The 19,666-nt window shown below is 69.1% G+C and carries 17 protein-coding genes; 10 read left to right on the top strand and 7 right to left on the bottom strand.

Annotated features, from left to right (window positions below; all coding sequences use genetic code 11):
* Positions 1–16 precede the first annotated feature (16 nt).
* Positions 17–322, bottom strand: a complete 306-nt coding sequence (locus tag HUW62_RS08975) for a hypothetical protein (RefSeq protein ID WP_163867913.1) — start codon at positions 320–322, stop codon at positions 17–19.
* Between the two features lie 193 nt (positions 323–515).
* Here HUW62_RS08975 and HUW62_RS08970 point away from each other — a divergent pair, with 193 nt between their 5' ends.
* Positions 516–974, top strand: coding sequence for a hypothetical protein (locus tag HUW62_RS08970; RefSeq protein WP_176434183.1), 459 nt, complete (start codon positions 516–518; stop codon positions 972–974).
* 90 nt (positions 975–1,064) lie between these two features.
* Here HUW62_RS08970 and HUW62_RS08965 read toward each other — a convergent pair whose 3' ends face one another.
* Complete coding sequence (locus HUW62_RS08965; RefSeq protein ID WP_163867915.1) at positions 1,065–1,418, bottom strand: hypothetical protein; 354 nt, start codon at positions 1,416–1,418, stop codon at positions 1,065–1,067.
* 256 nt (positions 1,419–1,674) lie between these two features.
* On the opposite strand from HUW62_RS08965, the gene HUW62_RS08960 reads away from it, so the two are divergent.
* The 4 genes from HUW62_RS08960 to HUW62_RS08945 all read left to right on the top strand — a co-directional run bounded on the left by HUW62_RS08960 (position 1,675) and on the right by HUW62_RS08945 (position 7,188).
* Positions 1,675–2,811: a YcaO-like family protein gene (locus HUW62_RS08960; protein WP_255203322.1), complete on the top strand. Its 1,137-nt coding sequence runs from the start codon at positions 1,675–1,677 to the stop codon at positions 2,809–2,811.
* On the top strand, positions 2,808–3,986 hold the full coding sequence (locus HUW62_RS08955; RefSeq protein WP_176434182.1) for a TfuA-like protein: 1,179 nt from the start codon (positions 2,808–2,810) through the stop codon (positions 3,984–3,986). The genes HUW62_RS08960 and HUW62_RS08955 overlap by 4 nt, the downstream gene beginning before the upstream one ends.
* Positions 3,987–4,259: 273 nt before the next feature.
* Complete coding sequence (locus tag HUW62_RS08950) at positions 4,260–6,299, top strand: serine/threonine protein kinase (RefSeq protein ID WP_368670373.1); 2,040 nt, start codon at positions 4,260–4,262, stop codon at positions 6,297–6,299.
* 73 nt (positions 6,300–6,372) lie between these two features.
* Positions 6,373–7,188, top strand: a complete 816-nt coding sequence (locus HUW62_RS08945; RefSeq protein WP_163867918.1) for a DUF2381 family protein — start codon at positions 6,373–6,375, stop codon at positions 7,186–7,188.
* Between the two features lie 16 nt (positions 7,189–7,204).
* Here HUW62_RS08945 and HUW62_RS08940 read toward each other — a convergent pair whose 3' ends face one another.
* Positions 7,205–8,122 (bottom strand): type VI immunity family protein, encoded by a 918-nt coding sequence (locus tag HUW62_RS08940; protein ID WP_163867919.1) that lies wholly within the window; start codon positions 8,120–8,122, stop codon positions 7,205–7,207.
* Positions 8,123–8,751: 629 nt separating this feature from the next.
* On the opposite strand from HUW62_RS08940, the gene HUW62_RS08935 reads away from it, so the two are divergent.
* Positions 8,752–9,534 carry a DNA methyltransferase gene (locus tag HUW62_RS08935; protein ID WP_163867920.1) on the top strand — a complete coding sequence of 261 codons (783 nt, stop codon included), beginning with the start codon at positions 8,752–8,754 and terminating at the stop codon, positions 9,532–9,534.
* Here the strand turns inward: HUW62_RS08935 and HUW62_RS08930 are convergent.
* Positions 9,513–10,151 carry a 2OG-Fe(II) oxygenase gene (locus HUW62_RS08930; protein WP_176434180.1) on the bottom strand — a complete coding sequence of 213 codons (639 nt, stop codon included), beginning with the start codon at positions 10,149–10,151 and terminating at the stop codon, positions 9,513–9,515. The genes HUW62_RS08935 and HUW62_RS08930 overlap by 22 nt on opposite strands.
* Positions 10,152–10,257: 106 nt before the next feature.
* Here HUW62_RS08930 and HUW62_RS08925 point away from each other — a divergent pair, with 106 nt between their 5' ends.
* The 3 genes from HUW62_RS08925 (at position 10,258) to HUW62_RS08915 (ending at position 14,138) form a co-directional block, all read left to right on the top strand.
* Entirely contained in the window at positions 10,258–11,535 is a 1,278-nt protein-coding gene (locus HUW62_RS08925; RefSeq protein WP_163867922.1) for a dicarboxylate/amino acid:cation symporter, read from the top strand.
* A 71-nt stretch (positions 11,536–11,606) separates the two neighbouring features.
* On the top strand, positions 11,607–12,116 hold the full coding sequence (locus HUW62_RS08920; protein ID WP_176434179.1) for a peptidylprolyl isomerase: 510 nt from the start codon (positions 11,607–11,609) through the stop codon (positions 12,114–12,116).
* Positions 12,117–12,239: 123 nt separating this feature from the next.
* Entirely contained in the window at positions 12,240–14,138 is a 1,899-nt protein-coding gene (locus tag HUW62_RS08915) for an OPT family oligopeptide transporter (protein ID WP_176434178.1), read from the top strand.
* A 66-nt stretch (positions 14,139–14,204) separates the two neighbouring features.
* Here the strand turns inward: HUW62_RS08915 and HUW62_RS08910 are convergent, their stop codons facing one another.
* A complete protein-coding gene (locus tag HUW62_RS08910) occupies positions 14,205–15,116 on the bottom strand; it encodes a flagellar motor protein MotB (RefSeq protein ID WP_176434177.1) in 912 nt (303 codons plus the stop codon).
* Positions 15,117–15,372: 256 nt separating this feature from the next.
* Here HUW62_RS08910 and HUW62_RS08905 point away from each other — a divergent pair, with 256 nt between their 5' ends.
* The gene (locus HUW62_RS08905; RefSeq protein WP_163867926.1) at positions 15,373–17,829 is read left to right on the top strand and encodes an ABC transporter permease; all 2,457 of its coding nucleotides are present in this window, start codon (positions 15,373–15,375) and stop codon (positions 17,827–17,829) included.
* Between the two features lie 48 nt (positions 17,830–17,877).
* Here HUW62_RS08905 and HUW62_RS08900 read toward each other — a convergent pair whose 3' ends face one another.
* Positions 17,878–19,269: a fibrinogen-like YCDxxxxGGGW domain-containing protein gene (locus tag HUW62_RS08900; RefSeq protein WP_176434176.1), complete on the bottom strand. Its 1,392-nt coding sequence runs from the start codon at positions 19,267–19,269 to the stop codon at positions 17,878–17,880.
* A 101-nt stretch (positions 19,270–19,370) separates the two neighbouring features.
* A partial coding sequence (locus tag HUW62_RS08895; RefSeq protein ID WP_255203320.1) for an ABC transporter C-terminal domain-containing protein occupies positions 19,371–19,666 on the bottom strand: 296 nt, incomplete at its 5' end.

Raw genomic sequence — 19,666 nt, 5'->3', positions numbered from 1 at the left:
CTGTCCTTCCCGCGCCCTAGAAGCAGTCCCCACAGGCGTAGTCGCCCGTCGGGCCCGCATCGTAGAACTGCGTGCTCGACTGACAGTGCAGATGCAGGACGTTGTAGTGCCCGGGCCCGGCGTAGTTGCAGGGCGGCTGGTGGGCCGCCAGTCGATTGCAACCCCAGAGATACACTTCCGTGAAACCCGCGGGGCAGCTTGGCGCGAGCGACTGCTCCTGCTCGGCGTCAGCCGGTTCTGACACCTCCGCTTCCACACCACCACAGCCCATCACCAGACCCGCCACCAGGAACGAGACACCCAACAAAGGCATTCTTCGCATGTGATCTCCCGGAAAAGCACTCATCGTCGCGCAGCGCTGACATGATAGCGCATTCCTGGAAGAGCAGCAGGCGAAGCGGGTTGCTGATTCGTGTGGATATTTCCGTCAGTGATAGACGAGTGGTTGAGGGGATGGAGGTTGATTAGTCTTTGCGCGCCACTCACGGCGAAGCCCCCACCTCACGAGGAGCCCCATGCGCCCGACAGAGATGCTGATGTCGCAGAAGACCCCGAAGGCCCGTTTCTCTTCCCGCGCTGGATGGCTGTCAGTGGGCGCCGCGCTCTGGCTGGGTGTGGGGTGTGGAGGTCCGGAGCAGCGGGAAGGAGAAGCGCTGGCGGTGGACGAGGCCGAGCTCACCGTGGGGACACTGGGATGCTATGTCGACACGGATGCGCTGGACGTGCCGACTCCGGTCCGGTGTATCGGTTACCATGACGGGCCGACCTACCTCTTCTATGAGATGATTGGCGCGAGCCCTGGATACACCTACGAGTGGAGCGACTCCCGCTGCGGGACGACCGGACCCGTTTGTGTCATCCCCGCCCGGGCCACCACGCGGCTGACGATGACGGTCACCATCCGGAACAGCTCGGGCGTGGTGGTGAGCACCCAGTCCGCGCGCGCCACGCTCTTTCCCATCACCGTCCCTTGAGTCTGACGTGAGCATCGGCTGGAGGCGCTCGTGGTCTCCAGCTCCCACGCCGGGCGAAGGGGCCGCTTCGCCCGGCGGTGAGTCAGCCGGCTAGCAGTTCTGGACGCACGCCGAAACGGATGAACTCGGGCGGACCGTCGCGCTGCTCCCGCAGACGTACTGCTCGGAGCCGCACTCCTGGCGGTACTTCTGGGTGCCCGCCTGGTACTGCTTGCAGGCCCAGAACTTCCATCGATACGTGCCGCCGGTGCAGGCGGAGTCCACGTAGCCACCGCCGCCCCAATCACGACAATTGTTCGTGAACGAGCCCACCGAACAGACCCGTTGCTCCACGTCACCCACGACGACCTCGGCTTCCGGCGTCTCGGTCTCCGCGCCGCCGCAAGCGCTCATGCAAGCCACCACCGCCCCCAGGAACAACGAACGCACGAAGTGCTTCGACATGGTTCGACTCCATCGGTTGTGTGTCTGCTCGCCAGCCACCCGGTGTCTGCCTTGGACAGGCCAGGCGCGTCCAGCGAGTGGCGGCCTTATCCCAGACGTTTCCCTCTGCCAGGGATTAAGCGGAATTAAGTCCGATTAAGGCGGGGGGATGGGGGCGCCGCGGGTGTCGCGTGCCACCCCGAGGGAGAGGGCTTCACGCGTCGCTGCTGACCTTGCCCGGCCGAGGTGCTATCCGCCGGGGGTGTCCTTCGAGCGAATGACGTCGTCCCGGCTGGCCCGGGCCATGGGGGTGACGCGGGTGGCTCGCGTCACCGGGTTGGACCGCACCGGTGTGGAGGTGGCGTGCGCGGTGCGCCCGGGCGGGCACGTGCTCCAGGTGTGCAACGGCAAGGGGCTCACCCCGGACGAGGCCGCGTGGGGCGCGCTGTTCGAGACCGCGGAGCTCTGGGCAGCGGAGACGGTGGTGCCGGGGCGGCTCGCCTGGGGGGCTCGCGCGGAGCTGGAGGGACGGCTGGGGACGCTGTGGGGCGCGGACTCGCTGGGCTCCGCGGGGGCGCTCGTGGAGCCTCGGCTGTGGGGCGATGCGGTGCGGTGTGCCTGGCGCGAGGCGAGAGAGCTGGGCTCGGGCCAGGCGGTCTGGGTCGCCGCGCAAGGTGTGCACGTGACTCCGCCGGGAGGTCCGTCGCTGGGGCCGGTGGCGGCGGCGTGGACGAGCAACGGCTCGGGCGCGCATCCAGAGGCGGCGAAGGCGCTCTTGCATGCGCTCCTGGAGGCCGTTGAAAGAGATCAGCTCGCTCGGGTGTTTCCGGAGGGGTGGACGGAGGAGGCCGTGCGGGGGCGGCTCTTGCGGACGGCGGAGCTGGCGAGGGCCGCGCCTCGGACGGCGGCGCTGGCCGAGCAACTGCGGGAGCGAGGCTTCGCGGTGTACCTGTTCGATGCCACGCCGTCCGCGCGCACGCCGGGCGCGGTGGGCCTGCCCGTGGGCGCGGCGGTGCTGGTGGACCTGGAGGAAGGGCCCGTGCCGCTCACGGCGGGGTATGCCTGCGCGCTGGAGCGCGACACCGCGCTCTTGAAGGCGTTGCTGGAGGCCGCGCAGTCACGGCTGACGGACATCCACGGCGCGCGCGAGGACGTGGCGTCGGTGGACCGGCAGGCGGCTCGGGACTTCGCGGAGGCGTGCGCGGGCGTGCGCGCGAGGCGGCGGGCCGGGGAGCTGCCGGACCTGGGCGCGGTGGCGCGAGGGCCCGCCGAGGTCGCCGTGCGACGGGTGCTGACGCGGTTGAAGCGCGCGGGGTTTGCTCGCGTGGCCTCGGTGGAAATGGACGCGCCCGTGCCCGGCTTGCACGTGCGGCGGGTGGTGGTGCCGGGCATGCTCATCTCGGAGCTCCTATGAAGCGGCGCGCGGAGGAACTGGTGGTCTTCCTGGGGCCCTCGCTCCGTGCGGAGGAGGCTCGGAAGCTGGCCCCCTGCGTGGTGGTGCCCCCGGCCCGGCAGGGAGATGTGTGGCGCGCGCTCGGCGCCCGGCCGCGTGCGATTGCCCTGGTGGACGGCGTCTTCGAGGCCCAGCCGTCGGTGTGGCACCACGAACTGCTGGCCGCGCTGGAGGCGGGCGTGGCCGTCTTCGGTGGCTCCAGCATGGGAGCGCTGCGCGCGGTGGAGCTGGCGCCTCATGGCATGGTGGGCGTCGGACGGATTTTCGAGTGGTACCGCGACGGCGTCATCTCGGACGACGCGGAGGTGGCGCTGCTGCACGCGGATGCGGAGCACGGCTGGCGCCCGCTCACGGTGCCGCTCGTCAACGTCCGGCATGTGGCGGAGCGGGCTCGGGAAGCGGGCGTGTTGAATGCGCGGCTGGCCCGGGGACTGGTGGACGCGGCGAGCGCGCTCTTCTACCAGGAGCGCACGTGGCCCCGGCTGATGGAGCGCGCGAGGGAAGGGTGGTCGGAGGCCACCCGGGATGCCTGGGAGCGCTGGTTCCCCCAGGGCATGGAGGACTTGAAGCAGCGGGACGCGCGGGCCTGCATCCAGGCCGCCGCGGAGTGGGTGGCCTCGCGAGTGCCCCCGGTGCCTGGGATTCGGCGGTCTCCTTCGTCCCTGGTGCGGCGGCGACGGCTGGTGGAGGACGTGACGCGGCTTCCTGGCGCCGTCGTGCCCTCGGGGCAGGTGCTGGAGGTGCTGCGCCAGGCCCCCGATGCGCGCGCACTCGCGGAGGCGGGGCTGCGACGGGCGTTGCTGGCGGGGTGGGCCCGGACGATGGGGTTGTCCCCCACTGCGGACGAGGTGGAGGAGGCCCAGGCCGCGTGGTGGCGCGAGCGCGCGGTGCCCGTGCGCAGGCGCGACGCGTGGCTGGTCGCGAATGGACTGGATGCCAAGGGGCTGCGCGCGCTGTGTGAGGAACTGGCGCTGGAGCGGCTCGTGCTGACGCAGTCGACGCGGCTGCTCCCGGATGGCCCGTCCTGGGAGGAGGCGCTGGCCTCCGAGTCCCGACTGCGCGGGCGCTGGGCCGAGGCCGCGCTCGCGGTGGCCGAGAGCGACGAGGTGGACGTGCTCGAGCACGACGCGGACTGAGCAGGGAGGATGGCCGGGAGCCAACGGAGGGAGTTGGGTCCCCTTCGCCACCGCCAACCCACCTGCCGGGTGGGAAAAATCGTGACAGTCCCTGAAGAAAGGCTAGGGTCAACCCTGGAGGTTACCCTTGCTCAACCCCGTTCACTGGGTGGTCACCGAGCCCCTCGCTCCGCAGGGGGCCGCGCGCATCGAGGCGTGGGCGTCCGCGGGCCCTGGCGTACGTGGGCTGGGGAGTTTCGAGGAAAGCGGACCTTCGCGGGAGGAGTCGTCGCCGTGAGGTCCGCGCCGTTCCATCCTGACCAACTCGCGCCAGGCAGCGCCGTGGGGCCGTGGAATGTGGTGGCCTCGCTGGGCGCGGGAGGCTTCGGCCGCGTGTTCAAGGTCGAGCGGGGAGGGAACTTCTACACGATGAAGATGGCGTTGCGTCCCGCCGGGCCCCAGGTGTCCGAGGAGGAGGACGTCAACGGTCGGCTGTCGCACGAGGTGGCCACGCTGCTGGCCTGCGCGCCCCATCCGAACCTGCCCCGAGTCCACGCGGTGGACCGCTGGCCCGAGCCACCCGATGGGTACCTGTTCTTCGTCACGGACTTCATCGACGGAGAGACGTTCCACGAGTGGCGCTGGAGGGTGAAGCCGTCGGCGGCGCACCTGTTGTCCGTGTTCACCGAGGTGGTGCGCGCGGTGTCGGACCTGCACCGGCGTGGCCTGCACCACCGCGACGTGAAGGGCGACAACCTGCTCATCCGTCGCGAGGACGAGCGCCCGTTCCTCATCGACCTGGGCACGGTGCGGATGCCGGGCGCGACGACGCTGACGGTGGGCGTGGCGCCGGCCTCGCCGCACCTCCTGCCGCCCGAGTGCGTGGCCTTCCTGCGCGAGGGGCAGTGGGAGCAGGGCGCGCGGTTCGACGCGGGCATTCCGGGCGACCTCTATGCGCTGGGCGCGCTCTTGTATGAGTCGCTGACGGATGGCTATGCGTTCGACCCGAGGCTCCCGTATGACCGGCTGCTGCCGGCCATCGAGACGGTGACGCCTCGTGCTCCGCACGTCGTCAATCCCAAGGTGCCTCCCGCGCTGGGAGACATCGCGCTGAGGCTGTTGGCCAAGCGTCCTGAAGATCGCTACGCGGGCACCGAGGCGCTGTTGCAGGCGCTCTGGGAGGTCGCGAAGGAGAAGCGGCAGCCGGCGTGGAAGGTGTCGCTCGACCGACCTCCGGACCCCGAGTCTCCGCGCGATGTGGACGCGGACACGCCTCGGGTGCGCATGGTGCCCGAGGTCGTGTGGTCCGCTCCCTCCGAGTCGCTCTCTGCTTCGCCGGAGTTCGAGGAGCCACCGCCGCCTCGTGAGGCCGTCGCCGAAGCGGCCCTGGTCTCGCCTCGCGTCGAGGACTCGCTGGCAGTGGCTTCAGGGATTGTCACGCCCGTGGAGCCACCGCGGGCCGAGCGGGCCCCGACGCGAAGGTCGCGAGGCTGGCCGCTCGGGGTCGGAGTCGTCGCGCTCCTCGTCGTCTGCTTCGCGGCGTTGGGTCTCGCCCGCCGCGAGCCGTCCCCGAGTTCCATGCAGGCGGTCGTCCCCCTCACACCTCCTGCTGAGAAAGGAAGTCCCGTCGTGACGAGTCGTTCCCCGCACCCCTCTGATACAGCTGCTTCTTCGTCGATGCCTCGCGTTGTCGAGGCGTCTCCCGAGGTCCCGCCGCAGGCGCCCGTCTTGACGGCCGAGCGCGCCATGGAGGCCCCCAACGAGGTGGCGGTCGCCACGAGGAAGCGGTCATCGGTGAGCAGCACCCTGGGGAAGACAGCGGCGGTCGCATGCCTCGCCGGGGCTTGTGCCGGAGGGGCTCCTCAGGTCCGGACGACGTCTCCGGAGAAGGAGTGTCCGCAGTCGGCTATCGAGGCCATGACGAAGCTGGGCATCAAGCCACCTCGAAAGGTGGTGGGTGGGGTGGCAGGCGGGGCTATCTGGCTCATTCCCAATTCCAGTTTCAACTCCATGGACCAAAGAGAGACGACGGCTCCGCCGGAAGGGCCCTTGATTGGTTACGCCGCCTCGGAGGACATCAGAAACAGGGATGGCGTTGTGATCTTCCCCTTGGACACCCGCTTCTACGGCACCAGTTTTCCTGGCACGGAGCGCTTCTTCGGTTGGTTCACCGAGGCCGAGCTCCCCAATGGCAAGCGCATCCCCGTATGCTTCCAGCTCACCTGGTTTGGTAAAGAGAATATCGGAATTCCCTACCTGGAGAATTACCCGGGCGAGAAGAAGATTGAGGTATTCCTAGACGTTTCCGCTACGACTCATCTAGGAAGGCCGTGATTTGTCTGCCGTGCCTGCGGTCTTCGTTCTTGCGTGGGGAATGATGGTGGCCCTGGGGGGGGAACTGGCCCCCGTGCGTCGAATCGAAGTGGGGGCGGAAATGCGTGTGTCCGCTTCAGAGATTCGTATTGCTCCCGGGCGATCCACGACGTTCTTCTTTGATGCGCGCATCCTGCCGGACGAAATCTCCTTGGAGGGGCGTGAGCGGTTCCAGCGCTTGGGGCTCTCCGAGGACCACCTCGTGCTTGTTCCGTCGAGTGCATTCCGGGAGGGTGAGCGGCTGCGCCTGGGATTGCGCTTCCGAGATGGCGCGGCGCCGGAGCGGGTGACGTTCGTGCTGGTGGTGGATTCGTCGCTGAGCGAATCCCAGGTTGAGGTCTACCGCCGTGCCCGTTCTGTGGAGTCCTACCGGCAGGAGGTGGATGAGCTGAGGGGGCGTCTGTTGCAGGTCCAGTTCGAACTGGACAGGCTTCAGTTGGAAGGGCGGTCGTCGGGAGAGCTCGAGACGTTCTTTGCCACGCTTGAAGGCACCGAGAGCATTTGGATAGGGCAGTTGCCTCGCTCGAAGGTGGTGGTGCCTCCCGATGTGTTCGTCTCGCACATAGACCTTGTGGCGTATCGGCCTCGTTGGCGTGCGATTCGTCTGAGGTTGCGAGCACGGGCTGGGGGAGCAGGTTGGGTGGCGACGGGAGCCTCGCTGACTGCTAGCAATGGGCGAAACCTCAAGGGCGTGTCGCATTGGCAGTCCGCTCCCTTGCGTGACGACGTGGCGCAGACCCTGGTGGTCCTCGTGGAGTCCTCCACCGAGGTGGAGTCGGGTCGATTCATTCTCAAGCTGTGGGACGCGAAGGGGCGCACGGTGATGGTAGAAGGGGTTTCGTTGAAGTGACTGTCTCGCCGCATCCTCAGTCGAGGAAACGGCGCTCCCATCGAAGTTGCTCCTTGGGTGGGAAGTCTGGGTCGTAGAGCGTGTCCGAGTCGCGGTGGTAGAGCCACGGCTCCAGGATGCGGGCGAGTTCGCGATAGGCCGGTAGTGTCGCACCTTGTGTCGAGTCGCCCGCCTCGGGCCACGTTCCCAGGGTGATGACGGCGCGCTGGGCATCCAGTTCCAGCACTTCGATTCCTGGCGTCGAGAGCCGTGCGCGGAGCTTGCTCGCACCGCCGAGCGCGCTCAGCAGGGATTGTCCCAAGAACGTCAGCCAGTGTGCCCCGCGCACCCGCGAGCCGATGTCCAGGCTGACGGAGTCGTCGATGATCTCCATACCGGGATAGCTGAAAGCCAGCTCACGCACGCGTTGGCGAACACCCATGAGGTCCATCAGGGCGTTGAAGCAGGGGCTCGCGTAGCCGGAGGTGAACGGCAGCGACGCGGCGATTTCCAACGCCAGCTCACGGACACTCTCGGGGCCCTGCTGTTCGAGATACTCCGTTGGCAGGCTGAAGGTAGCGACGCAGGACCGATCGATGGAATCACCTCTCGTGGTGACGTCCATCGGGACTCCTGAGTAACTGAAGGAGAACTCGGGAACGCCCCTGGAGTCACTGATGAGGGTGACCTGGGGCCATTCGTCCTGAAGCAGGCTGCGCTGGATGTTCTCCCAGTCCGAGGGCTTCAGGGTCATCCAATATCCTTCCGAGTCGGGCTGGAGGGTCAGCGTCTGTGGGGGCAGTGCTCGCTGGAAGCGCTCCAGCGCTTGAAGGATGGCGGGCCCGAGCCCTTCATGAGCGCGGTGGAAATAGAAGCAGAAGGTGAGCCCGTCACGAACGACGACGTATCCCTGTTCGTCCGACTCGATGCGAATGCGAGGGAAGTGCTCACTCATGGGAACAGACCTCTGGGCGTCACCAGGACGGGAGTCGTGCCGAAGGTCAATCTGTACGCATCGCCCTGGTGCCGTGCCCTGAGTGGATTGCCTGGCGGCGACTGCCTCCACCTGGGGGGATTGGTGTCGGGGCAGGGGAACTTGAAATCGTAGACACGCTGGACCTGAACCGGGTTGCCCGTATGGAGGACGAGGTCAGGCACCACCGTTCCTTCCAGTGCCGTGCTGGCCCCCGCACGCAGGAGGTCCAGCTCTTCTTGGTGGGTGACCAACTCCGGCTCTTGGTTACGAGTACCTTTGCGGTAGCCTTACCCGCCGCGGATACCTGCGCGGCCCGTACGGCGAGCGGAACGATGCGCTCCTGCCCCGCCGTTGCGGCGCAGTAGGCCGGGTTTTGCTTGCAGGCGGCATTCCCCGAGTCGAGGGCCTGGGCATACGTTCCGGGTCTCCCTTGCTTGGCTGTCACGGTACCTTCTCATCCCAGCATGAGGAGCAGCCATGGAACCGCCGTACCTGGACGCCGCATTCGAAGAGCCCTCCCGCAACGGTTTCGCATGCTACCTGGAGCCGATGCCCCCACGTCGGGCCTTGAGCCTCGCGGCCCTCCGTGTAGGGTGCCGCTCCGGACGATGACTTCCCCGCTCCCTTCCGACGCCCTCCGCTGCATCCGCGCCGACTCTCGCGAGCCCGAGGGCTACCGCGCCGCCCTCGGCGAGCGCCGCGCCTCGCTCCTGCTCACCGACCCGCCCTATTGCCTGCTCACCCGGCGGCGCAAGGGCGGCGACCTGAGAGACCCTCGCGCCCACAAGAAGATCGACCAGAACCCCATCGTCCGCTTCGAGACCGTGCGCGACTACCGCGTCTTCTCCGAGGCCTGGCTCTCCCGCGCCCTGGCCCACCTCACGCCGGACGCCCCGCTCGTCATCTGGACCAACCTGCTCGGCAAGGAGCCCATCCTCACCGCCGCCAGGGCCCTGGGCTATCCCCACCTGCGCGGCGAGTTCACCTGGGGCAAGCGCACCACCGACAAGAACGCCAACGAGCAGACCCTGCGCGTCTACGAAGTGGCCCTCGTCATCGCCCGCACCCCCGAGCCCGTCCTCGCCCCCGGCGACCTGCCCACCGTCTGGGCCGTCGTCGGCGGCTATGACGATGACGGTGACGCCGCGCGCTGGGGCAGCCACCCCCACCACAAGCCCTTCTCCGTCGTCGAGCCGCTCGTGCGCACGTACAGCCGCCCCGGCGACACCGTGCTGGACCCCTTCGCCGGCAGTGGCTCGATGCCCGCCGCCGCCCTGCGCCTGGGCCGCCAGCCCGCGTGCCTGGAAATCGAGCCCGAGTGGGCCGAGCGCGTCACCCACCGCCTGCGCGAGACGGCCGCCGCGTTCCCTCAGCTCCCCAGCGCCCGGTAGAGCCGCGTCTCCGACCAGCAGGGCACGTCCGTGGGCCGGTGCCCCCACCAGTTCATCACCAGCGTGCGCCGCAACCGTGAGCGCCCCGGCAGCTTCCCGTCCGGAATCTGGTTCTCCGCGTCCAGCACCCCGTGCGTCAGCGCGCCGTCGAACAACACCAGCCGGTTGGGCCGCGGCGTCACCAGGTCCGCGGTGTCCATGCGCGAGGGCGCGAGCGACGGGTTGTCCTCGTCCGGCTTCTCCCGCGTCACCACCAGCGCCCCGCCGCGCACCCGGTTGAGGAACAACACGCTGCTGATGCGCGGATGCACCAGCGTCCCCGTGCGCAGCGCGAGCTTCTCGTCCCGGTCCTGGTGGAAGTCCACCCGCACGTCCGTCGGGTACATCCGCGACAGCCACCACTCCACCCCGGCGATTCTCCGCCGCCCGGCGACCTGGGGCCTCAGGCTGGAGATGACGTCCTCCACCACGTTCGTCGGTGGCCCGAAGTCGTACCAGAACGTCGTCTGATACGTGTCCTTCAGCCGCTCGCGCCCGAGCACGCCCAGCCGCCGCAGCAGGCGCCGGAAGAGGGGAGGGGACACGGCGCCTTCAGTGAGCTGGACGAGGGTTTCCACGGGAGACCGCAGCTTTGTCCCATGCGAAGGGTGGGCGCCACCTTCCTTTGCCGGTAGGCTGCCCGCCCCATTGCCCTCCTCACCGGAGGTACGCGGAGTCCGCTCGATGAAGGCTCACCACAAGATGCTCATCGGCATCGTCACCGGCACGGTGGCGGGACTCGCCGCCAATGCCCTCGCGGGCGGTGCCCCCTGGCTGGATTGGACCGTCACCAACGTGGCCTCGCCGGTGGGCCAGATTTTCATCCGCCTGCTGCTCATGCTCGTGGTGCCGCTGCTCTTCGCCGCGCTCGTCATGGGCGTGGCGGAGCTGGACTTGAAGCAGGTGGGCCGCCTGGGCATCCGCACGCTGGGCTACACCATCGTCTTCTCCACCATCTCCGTCCTCATCGGCCTGCTGCTCGTCAACCTCATCCAGCCCGGCGTGGGCCTCAGTGACGAGGCCCGCGCGCTCGCGCGGAACGGCATGCAAATCAAGGCGGCGCCGCCCCCGTCCGATACGTCCTTCGGCGCGGTGCTGATGTCCATGGTGCCCACCAACCCCCTGAAGGCCGCGGCCGACGGAGACATGATTGGCCTCATCGTCTTCTCGCTCATCTTCGGACTGGGCGTGGCGCTCACCCCCGGCGAGCCCGTGCGGCACCTGCGCGACACGATTCAAGGCCTCTACGACGTGATGATGAAGCTCATCGACGGCGTGCTGAAGCTGGCGCCCTTCGGCGTGGCCGCGCTCTTGTTCTCCATGACGGCGAAGCTGGGCCTGGGCATCCTCGGTCAGCTCGCGGCGTACGTGGGCACGGTGCTGCTCGCGCTCTCCATCCACATGTTCATCGTCTACTCGCTGTCGGTGCGCTTCCTTGGCGGGCGCAATCCCATCGAGTTCTTCCGCGACAGCCGCCTGGCCATCGTCACCGCCTTCTCCACGTCCTCCTCCAGCGCCACCCTGCCCACCGCGCTCAAGGTCGCCGAGGAGAACCTCAAGCTGCCGCCCAACGTGTCGCGCTTCGTGCTCACCGCCGGCTCGGCGATGAACCAGAACGGCACCGCGCTCTTCGAGGGCGTCACCGTGCTCTTCCTCGCGCAGGTGTATGGCGTGCACCTGGACCTGTCTCAGCAGGCGCTCATCATGTTCATCTGCATCCTGGCCGGTATCGGCACCGCCGGAGTGCCCGCGGGCTCCATCCCCGTCATCGCGATGATTCTCGGCATGTTCAAGATTCCGGTGGAGGGCCTGGGCCTCGTGCTCGGCGTGGACCGCTTCCTGGACATGTGCCGCACCACCCTCAACGTCACCGGTGACCTGGCCGCCGCCGTGTACGTGGCGCGCGGAGAACCGCCCGCTCGCACGGACGTCGAGCGAGCGACAGGCCCCACCACCTCCTGACGCCGGGCATAAGCCGTCCCATCCTTCCCACCGGAAGCCGTCTCACCGCCTCACCCGCCATAGGAGCCCGCATGAGGGTCACCAAGGATTCGATTGTCTCGCTGGAGTACCGGCTGCACCTCGGTGACGGACAGGTCATCGACCAGAGCGCGCCGGATCAACCGCTCGCCTACCTGCATGGGCACCGCCAAATCGTCCCCGGGCTCGAGGGCGCGCTGGAGGGCCTGGGCCAGGGCGACAGCAAGCAGGTGGTGGTGCAGCCCGGCCAGGGCTACGGCGAGCATGACCCGGAGGGCGTGCGCGTCGTCCCGCGCGCCATGCTGCCCCCCGGCTTCAACCCGCAGCCCGGCCAGACGCTGATGGCCCAGACGGAGCAGGGCGACATCCCCCTGCGCATCCAGGAAGTGCGGGGCGACGACGTCGTCATCGACCTGAACCACCCGCTCGCCGGCAAGACGCTCCACTTCGACGTCACGGTGAAGGACATCCGCCCGGCGTCCTCGGAGGAGCTGTCCCACGGCCACGTCCATGGGGCCGGTGGGCACGACCATGGCGCCGGTGGGCACGACGAGCACGCCTGACGCCAGGGCGTGACGCCGTGCGGCGACACCGAGGGGCGGGGCCGGAATGCCTCGCCCCTTTTGCTTGCCTGCCGGAGTGAGTTCTTCGTCGGGGAGGGGGCCTGCACTATCTTTGCCGCCCCAATGAGCCAGTCCCCCTCTCAACCGACTCCGAGCCCCAGTGGGCTTCGCCTCCAGCCCACAGACTCGCATGCAGGCGAGCCGGGTGCTTCCGCGACGCAGGACCCGGAGCTGTACTGGCTCAAGAATGTCTACCAGGGCGGCTCGCGCCAGCTCACCGTGCGCGCCGTCATCGCGGGCATGTTGATTGGCGCGGTGATGTGCCTGTCCAACCTGTACGTCATCCTCAAGACGGGCTGGAGCCTGGGCGTCACGATTACGGCGTGCATCCTGGCCTTCGCGGTGTTCGGCACGCTGCGCTCGCTCAAGCTGTTGAAGAACGACTTCACCGCGCTGGAGAACAACGCCATGGGCTCGGTGGCGTCGGCCGCCGGCTACATGACGGGCGGTGGCAACATGGCCGCCGTCCCCGCGCTGCTGATGCTCACGGGCGCGCTGCCGTCCTCCGGCTGGCTGGTGGCGTGGTTCGCCGTCATCTCCGCGCTGGGTGTCTTCGCGGCCATCCCCATCAAGCGCCAGCTCATCAACATCGAGGCGCTGCCGTTCCCCACCGGCACCGCCACCGCGGAGACCATCCGCGCCCTGCATGGACACGGCGAGGTGGCCCGGCGCAAGTCGAAGCTCCTGGCGGGCGCGGGCCTCATCGGCGCCCTGCTGGTGCTGGTGCGCGACGCGCGCTTCTCGTGGCTGACCAACATCCCGGAGAAGGTGAGCATGCCGTTCACCCTGCTGGGCAAGAAGGCCTCCGCGTGGACGCTGTCGTTCGACTTCAGCCTCCTGTTGGTGGGCGCGGGCGCGCTGGTGAGCTTCCGCACGGGCTGGTCCATGTTGCTGGGCGCGGTGTTGACGTACGGCTTCCTCGCGCCGGCCATGGTCACCCAGGGCGCCATTCCGGAAGTGACGTACCGGGCCATCAACACGTGGATGGTGTGGACGGGCTCGGCGGTGCTGGTGTCCTCGGGCCTCCTGGCCTTCGCCTTCCAGTGGCGCAGCGTGGCGCGCTCGTTCAAGGCGCTGTCGGGCCTGTTCGGCAAGGGTGGGGCTCAGGAGGCGGAGGATCCGCTGGCGGGCATCGAGTGTCCTCCGTCCTGGTTCCCCCTGGGCTTCGCGGTGCTGGGCCCCATCGCCATCTTCCTGATGGCGTACCTCTTCCAGATTCCGTGGTGGGCGGGCGTGCTGGCCATGCCGCTGGCCGTCGTCATGGGCGTCATCGCCAGCCGCGTCACCGGTGAGACGGACACCACGCCCACCAAGGCGCTGGGCCCCGTCACGCAGCTCATCTTCGGAGGCCTGGCGCCGGGCAACATCCCCGCCAACGTCATGAGCGCCAACGCCACGGGCGGCGTGGGACTGCACGCGGCGGACCTGCTGACGGACCTCAAGTCCGGCTGGCTCCTGGGCGCCAACCCGCGCCAGCAGTTCGTCGCGCAGTTGTTCGGCGTGGTGGCCGGCGCGGCGGTGGTGGTGCCGGTGTTCAACATCCTCATCCCGACGCCGGACGTGCTCGGCTCGGCCGAGTTCCCCGCGCCCGCCACCATGGTGTGGGCCGGCGTGTCGAAGCTGCTCGCCACGGGCGTGTCGGCGATGCCCGTCACCGCGCGCTGGGGTGCCGCGTGCGGCGGGACGCTCGGCATCCTCCTCGTGCTGCTGGAGCGGTGGGCGCCGGCGAAGCTGAAGGCCTACGTGCCGTCACCCGCGGGCTTCGGGCTGGCCATCGTCATCCCCGGCTCCAGCTCCATCGCCTTCTTCCTGGGCTCCGCCATCGCCGAGGTGATGCGTCGCAAGGCGCCGAAGCTCGCGGAGGAGACCGTGCTGCCCGTGTCCTCGGGCTTCATCGCGGGAGAGAGCCTTTTGGGCATCGGCATCGCGATGGCGAAGGCCTTCGGGGTGATGCCCAAGTAGTTGAAGCGCGCGGCGCCTCGCATCGAATCCCCGGGAGGGGAGAGCGAGGCGCCAGTCCTGCTTCTGTCAGTCCACGCGGCCGGTGGCGAACGAGGCCCCGGCGAGGAAGCGGAAGGTGGGCGTGTCCAGGCCCGCGCCGACGCCCGGGCCGCCCATGACGAAGAGGTCCAGCCAGGACGTGGTGTGCCGGCGGATGGCCACCATCAGCTCCGCGCCCAGCCGGCCTCCCTGGAGCGGCACGCCGACGAGCATGCTCACCTCGCTGCGCGTCAGCTCTCCGGCCCGCGACGTCACCGTGCCGGCCAGCCGCAGCTCGTTGCCGATGACGTCCGCCGTCTCGTTGGACAGCGAGCCCAGGTCCTGCTTCTTGCGCAGGAGGACGCCCACCTCGGCGCCCAGCTGCCACGTCTCCGCGAGGAAGCCGAGCTGGAGGCTGGGGTGCACCGCGTAGTCGTCGCGCGCCAGCAGCTCCTTCTTGCCCACCGGCAGGGCGGCGGAGAGGTCCACCGCGACCTGGAGGCCGAAGTCCGGCCGCACCAGCGCGGCGCGAGCCCCCAGCCATGGTGAGCCCAGGCCCTGACCTTCCGGTGCATTCACATTCATGAAGGCCGTGCCGCCCTGGGAGACGATGAAGGGCACCTCCGCGTCCACCTGGAGCCAGTCCACCACGCCGATGGCGGCCGTCACATCCATGGTGAACTTGTTCTCCACCAGGCCCGAGCCGCCGCCTGGCTCCCAGCGCGTCTGGAAGTGGAAGGGGAGCTGCTCGTAGTGGCCTTGGACGGCGACGCGCACCATGCCCGCGGGGAGCGTGCGACCGGTGCTGACGAGCAGCGAGCCGAGGCCCGCCGGGTCCATCTCCAACCGCTGCAGGTTGAAGCCAGGCAGCGAGGCCGACTGTGCGGCGGCAGTGGAGGGGAAGGCCAGGGCGACAGAGAACAGCGCCGACAGCAACGCGACCGCGGGCCGTAACGACAAGACGACTCCTTCACTCATTGGACAAGCGCGCAGGAGTCGCACGGCGACGAGGTCAACGCAAGCGCACCTCCAGGTCACCCTTTCCAAGCAAGTATCGGGAACTCGCCCCGCCGAACGGCTTGACGAGAGACGCATCCAGATTCTCCCTGGCTTGCGGTGAAGTCATTGCCCCGTCCCATGAATGGGAAAGCAGGCGGCCCGTGAAATGGCTGACAGGAGAGGCGCGTAGGGCTCGTATCCCCCACCAGGAGTTGCCGTGGCCATCCTCCTCGAGGATCTCCGCTACGCCGTCCGGCTGTTGCTCAAGAGCCGGGGTTTCACCGCTGTCTCCATCCTGACGCTCGCCCTGGCCATTGGGGCGAACACCGCCATCTTCAGCGTGGTGCACGGGGTGTTGCTCCGGCCGCTGCCGTACCCGGAGTCGGAGCAGTTGGTGCAGGTGTTTCGTCAGGATGAGGACGGGCGGGCGACCTCGCAGGCCATCGCGCAATACGTCTGGCTGTCGACGGAGGGCTCGCCCTTCTCCCAGGTCGCCGCGTCCGAGTTGCTGCCCACGGGCTTCAACGTCGTCGGGGATGGGCTCCCGGAGCGCCTGTCTGGCATGCGGGTGACGGGGAACTTCTTCGAGACCTTTGGCGTGCGGCCCGCGATGGGGCGCGGCTTCCTGCCGGAAGAGGACGTGGTGGGCGGGCCTCGGGTGGTGGTGCTCAGCCATGGGTTGTGGCAGCGGCGATTCGGAGGCGCTCCCGACGTCATCGGCCGCTCGTTCACGCTCAATGACCAGCCCTATACGGTGGTGGGCGTGGCGGCGGAGTCCTTCCATCATCCTCGGGAGGCGCAGCTGTGGACGCCGCTCCAGTTGGACCGGACCAATACCGATGACTCCAACTTCCTCCACGTGGTCGGCAGGGTGCGAGCGGGGGTGTCTTCGGAGGGCGTCAGCGCGGCCCTGAAGACGCTGTCCGAGCGGCTGCGCGCGGACAAGCCACACCTGCTGCGCGCGAGGGAGGGGTTCGTCGCGGAGGACCTCCGGACGTTCCTGGCGGGGGACCTGCGGCTGGCGCTCTGGGTGTTGCTGGGCGCGGTGGGGCTGGTGTTGCTCATCGCGTGCGTCAACCTGGCCAACCTCCAACTGGCGAGGGCGGCGGCGCGACAGCGGGAGCTGGTGGTGCGCGCGGCGCTGGGGGCTCCGCCTCGGCGGTTGGTGAGGCAGCTCATGACAGAGAGCCTGCTGTTGTCCGTGGTCGGCGGAGGATTGGGTGTCGTGCTCGCCTCGGCGGTGCTGCCCGCGCTGTTGTCCCTGGCGCCCGCGGAGCTGGCCGTGCCCGGCGCGGAGGTGGGCCTGAATGGCGCGGTGCTGGCGTTCTCCGTGGGCGTGTCGTTGCTGACGGGCGTGCTCTTCGGGCTGTTGCCCGCGTGGCAGGCGTCGCGGCCGGACCTCCAGGATGCGCTGCGGCAAGGGGCGCAACGGGCGACGTCGGGACCCGGAGGAGGCAGGACGCGCAAGCTGCTGGTGGTGGGGCAGGTGGCGCTGGCGGTGGTGCTGCTCGTGGGGGCCGCGCTGCTCATCCGGGGCTTTGGCGCGCTCCAGGTCGTCAGTCCCGGATTCGACGCGAGCGACGTGCACGTGCTTCGCCTGTCGCTTCCGGAGGGGCGCTATGGCGAGGTGGCCGCCCTGGAGCGCTTCCACCGTCAGGTGGAGGAGCGGATGCGAGCGCTGCCGGGGGTGACGGCGGTCGGCTTCACGCCCGCCCTGCCGATGGAGCTGGGGCCCAGCATGGGCTTCGCCATCGAGGGCAGGTACGAGGGCCGCGAGGATGGCCCCGGCGTGGGGTTTGGCCAGTACCGGTCGGTGTCGCCGGGGTACTTCGGGGCCCTGGGGCTGGGGCTGGTGCGAGGCAGGTTGCTGGCGGACGCGGACGCTGCGGGGGCTCCCCTGGTCGTGGTCATCAACGAGACGGCCGCGCGCAAGTACTGGCCGGGTGAGGACGCCATCGGCAAGAGCCTGCGAGTGGCCCACACGGTGCCGTCGCTGCGGGACACCGCGCCGCGCCTCATCGTGGGCGTGGTTCGGGACGTGCGCGAGAACGGGTTGGACCGGGAATCGCCCGCGGTGCTGTACGTGCCCTCGGGGCAGGTGTCACCGGTGCTCAACGGGATGCTGGTGCGCATGCTGCCGCAGAACCTCCTGGTGCGAGCCTCCGGGGGCCACGCGGCGCTCGTGTCGTCCGTGCAACGCGAGCTGTGGGCGGTGGACTCGCGGCAGCCGGTGACGGAGTCGCTGATGCTGGGAGACCATGTGGCGCGCACGCTGGGCTCCGAGCGCTTCAACATGGTGCTGCTGGGAATGATGGCGGCGCTGGCGCTCGGGCTGGCCGCGGTGGGCATCTACGGGGTGCTGTCCTATCTGGTGAGCCAGCGCACGCGGGAGATGGGCGTGCGGCTGGCGCTGGGCGCCACGCGCGGTGAGGTGGTGCGGCTGGTGTTCCTCCAGGGCCTGGGTTCGGTGGGCGCGGGCGTGGCGCTGGGCTTCGTGGGAGCGCTCGGGCTGACGCGGGTGGTCTCCAGCATGGTGCGTGGCGTGAGCGCGTTGGACCCGTGGGCCTTCGTCATCGCGCCGCTGGTGCTGCTCGTCGTCGGACTCGTCGCCACGTGGCTGCCGGCGCTTCGCGCGTCGCGCGTGGACCCCATCATCGCGCTCAAGTACGACTGAGCGGCGCGACGGGGCCCACGCGCGAGCCGGGCGTGGGCCCCGCGTATGTCAGCGGATGGCGAAGCCCCAGGTGTAGGGCGTGCTCCGGTAGCGGCAGGTGATGCCGTCGCTCCAGGCCCAGGTGTTGTCGAGCCTTCCTCCCGCGCAGTACTCGCCCGCGTAGTCAGCCAAGTGTCCTCGGGCCCGGCCCTCGTGGTCATTGTCGCAGGCAATCTCGGGGTAGACGCCGCCTCGCCAGCTGAAGCCCACGCAGCCCATCATGATTTCCGAGCTGGCCGGGCCGTAGGTGCCCTGCTTGAAGGCGATGCCGGCCGTGCCGATGGCCATGTTGACGGCGGTGTGGGTCCACGTCTGCGCCGGGTAGGTCTGGACGAAGCTCTCGTTGAAGGTGCGGTTGAAGACGCGAATCTCGGTGAAGGGAAGGCAGGCGAGGCCGCGAGACCAGTCCTCGCTCCCCACCGTGCCGCGCGAGGTGAGTCCCAGGCTCGTCCTGGCGGAGGCCGCCTGCCAGCCCGCGACGGTCCACCCGCCACCCGACGTGCTCATGTCGCAGTAGTTCTGCGTGGCGCCGGTGCCGCAGGGATTCAGCGCGTACACGCCGCTGGGCAGGGCGGGGCAGTACTGGTGCAGCAGCCGGCACGAGGCGGGCGCGGCGGTGGGGGACTCGGGGCAGGGCTTGTCGGGGATGCTGGGGCCCGACGGGTCCGTGCCCGTCACGGGGTTGCTGGTGACGGAGACGATGAGGTCGGAGAAGTTGTTGTTGGCCTGCTCGTGCGCGCGGTCGAAGTCCTCGAAGGCCAGCACGCGCCGCTGCGCGCCCGGGTGGTAGAGCGAGACGAGGTGCCGGCGCTGCGAGGCGAGGGGCTCCGGGTTCAGCGCGTCCAGTGAGTAGTAGGTCGTCCGGCTGTAGTCGACCTGGCCCCAATCCCAGCCGTTGGAGACCAGGAAGAAGCCAATCCGGGTGCCCGCCGGGAAGCGGCCCAGGCGCATGCGGTCACCCGGTGACAGCGCGCCTCCGGAGGCCCAGGCCGATGCGTTGCCGAAGACGAGGTGCTTCTGCAGTCCCACCGTCGTGGTGGGAGGGCTGCCCTCCGGATAGGTGAAGTAGCCGAAGGCGTTGAGGAACGTCGCGGCCTCCGACACGAAGGTCACCCAGACATCCGCCTCCGCGACGACGCGCACGTTGGGGTCGAAGCTGGACGACAGGTACTCCGGATGGCGCACCAGGACGGACTGTCCCTCGGGCAGCGCCAGTTGGATATCCTGGAGGAAGTCCGCGGGGAGGCTCTCCGGCGGGGCCTCCTCCACGGCGGCTCGCGAGGTGGCGAGGGAGGGCGGCGCGGATTCCAGGCCCGCCTCCTCCGAATGACAGCCCCACGCCATCAGCAGACACAACGGTGACAACACCCGGCGCACCGGGCGGCACGAAATGAAAGACATGTCAGGGGACTCCCTGGAGGGAAGGGATGGCTCCGCGAGAGCCCCTGGATTGAATGGCAAACTTCGCGTGCCAGCAACTCCAGCCGCGAATGGAGACGATGCTAGGTCAGGCCGGCCGCGAGGTCCTGGAGGACCTGCCAGCGCGCGTAGAGGCGGTCGATGTCGGCGATGGCCGCGTCCAGCTCCTTCTGCACCTCCGCCACCTTGCCGCTCTTGCTGTAGATGGTCGGGTCGGCGAGCTGGGCCTCCAGGTCCGCCTTGCGCGTCTCGGCCACTTCGATGGTGGCCTCCATGCCGTCCAGCTCTCGCTGGTCCTTGTAGGAGAGCTTGACTGCCTTGCGCGCCTCCGGCTTCGCCGCGGGGGGAGGGGCGACGACGGGGGCGCGCAAGGCAGTCA

This window comes from Myxococcus sp. AM011, assembly GCF_013372595.1.
GTDB lineage: Bacteria > Myxococcota > Myxococcia > Myxococcales > Myxococcaceae > Myxococcus > Myxococcus eversor.
This window is presented reverse-complemented; position numbering and strand designations above follow the sequence as displayed.

Excerpts from the sequence above, each read along its gene's own strand:
- HUW62_RS08915 (WP_176434178.1), top strand. The coding sequence starts at position 12,240 with ATGAGCCAGTCCCCCTCTCAACCGACTCCGAGCCCCAGTGGGCTTCGC.
- HUW62_RS08900 (WP_176434176.1), bottom strand. The coding sequence starts at position 19,269 with ATGTCTTTCATTTCGTGCCGCCCGGTGCGCCGGGTGTTGTCACCGTTG.
- HUW62_RS08965 (WP_163867915.1), bottom strand. The coding sequence starts at position 1,418 with ATGTCGAAGCACTTCGTGCGTTCGTTGTTCCTGGGGGCGGTGGTGGCT.
- HUW62_RS08975 (WP_163867913.1), bottom strand. The coding sequence starts at position 322 with ATGCGAAGAATGCCTTTGTTGGGTGTCTCGTTCCTGGTGGCGGGTCTG.
- HUW62_RS08935 (WP_163867920.1), top strand. The coding sequence starts at position 8,752 with ATGACTTCCCCGCTCCCTTCCGACGCCCTCCGCTGCATCCGCGCCGAC.
- HUW62_RS08955 (WP_176434182.1), top strand. The coding sequence starts at position 2,808 with ATGAAGCGGCGCGCGGAGGAACTGGTGGTCTTCCTGGGGCCCTCGCTC.
- HUW62_RS08940 (WP_163867919.1), bottom strand. The coding sequence starts at position 8,122 with ATGAGTGAGCACTTCCCTCGCATTCGCATCGAGTCGGACGAACAGGGA.
- HUW62_RS08970 (WP_176434183.1), top strand. The coding sequence starts at position 516 with ATGCGCCCGACAGAGATGCTGATGTCGCAGAAGACCCCGAAGGCCCGT.
- HUW62_RS08925 (WP_163867922.1), top strand. The coding sequence starts at position 10,258 with ATGAAGGCTCACCACAAGATGCTCATCGGCATCGTCACCGGCACGGTG.
- HUW62_RS08960 (WP_255203322.1), top strand. The coding sequence starts at position 1,675 with ATGACGTCGTCCCGGCTGGCCCGGGCCATGGGGGTGACGCGGGTGGCT.
- HUW62_RS08920 (WP_176434179.1), top strand. The coding sequence starts at position 11,607 with ATGAGGGTCACCAAGGATTCGATTGTCTCGCTGGAGTACCGGCTGCAC.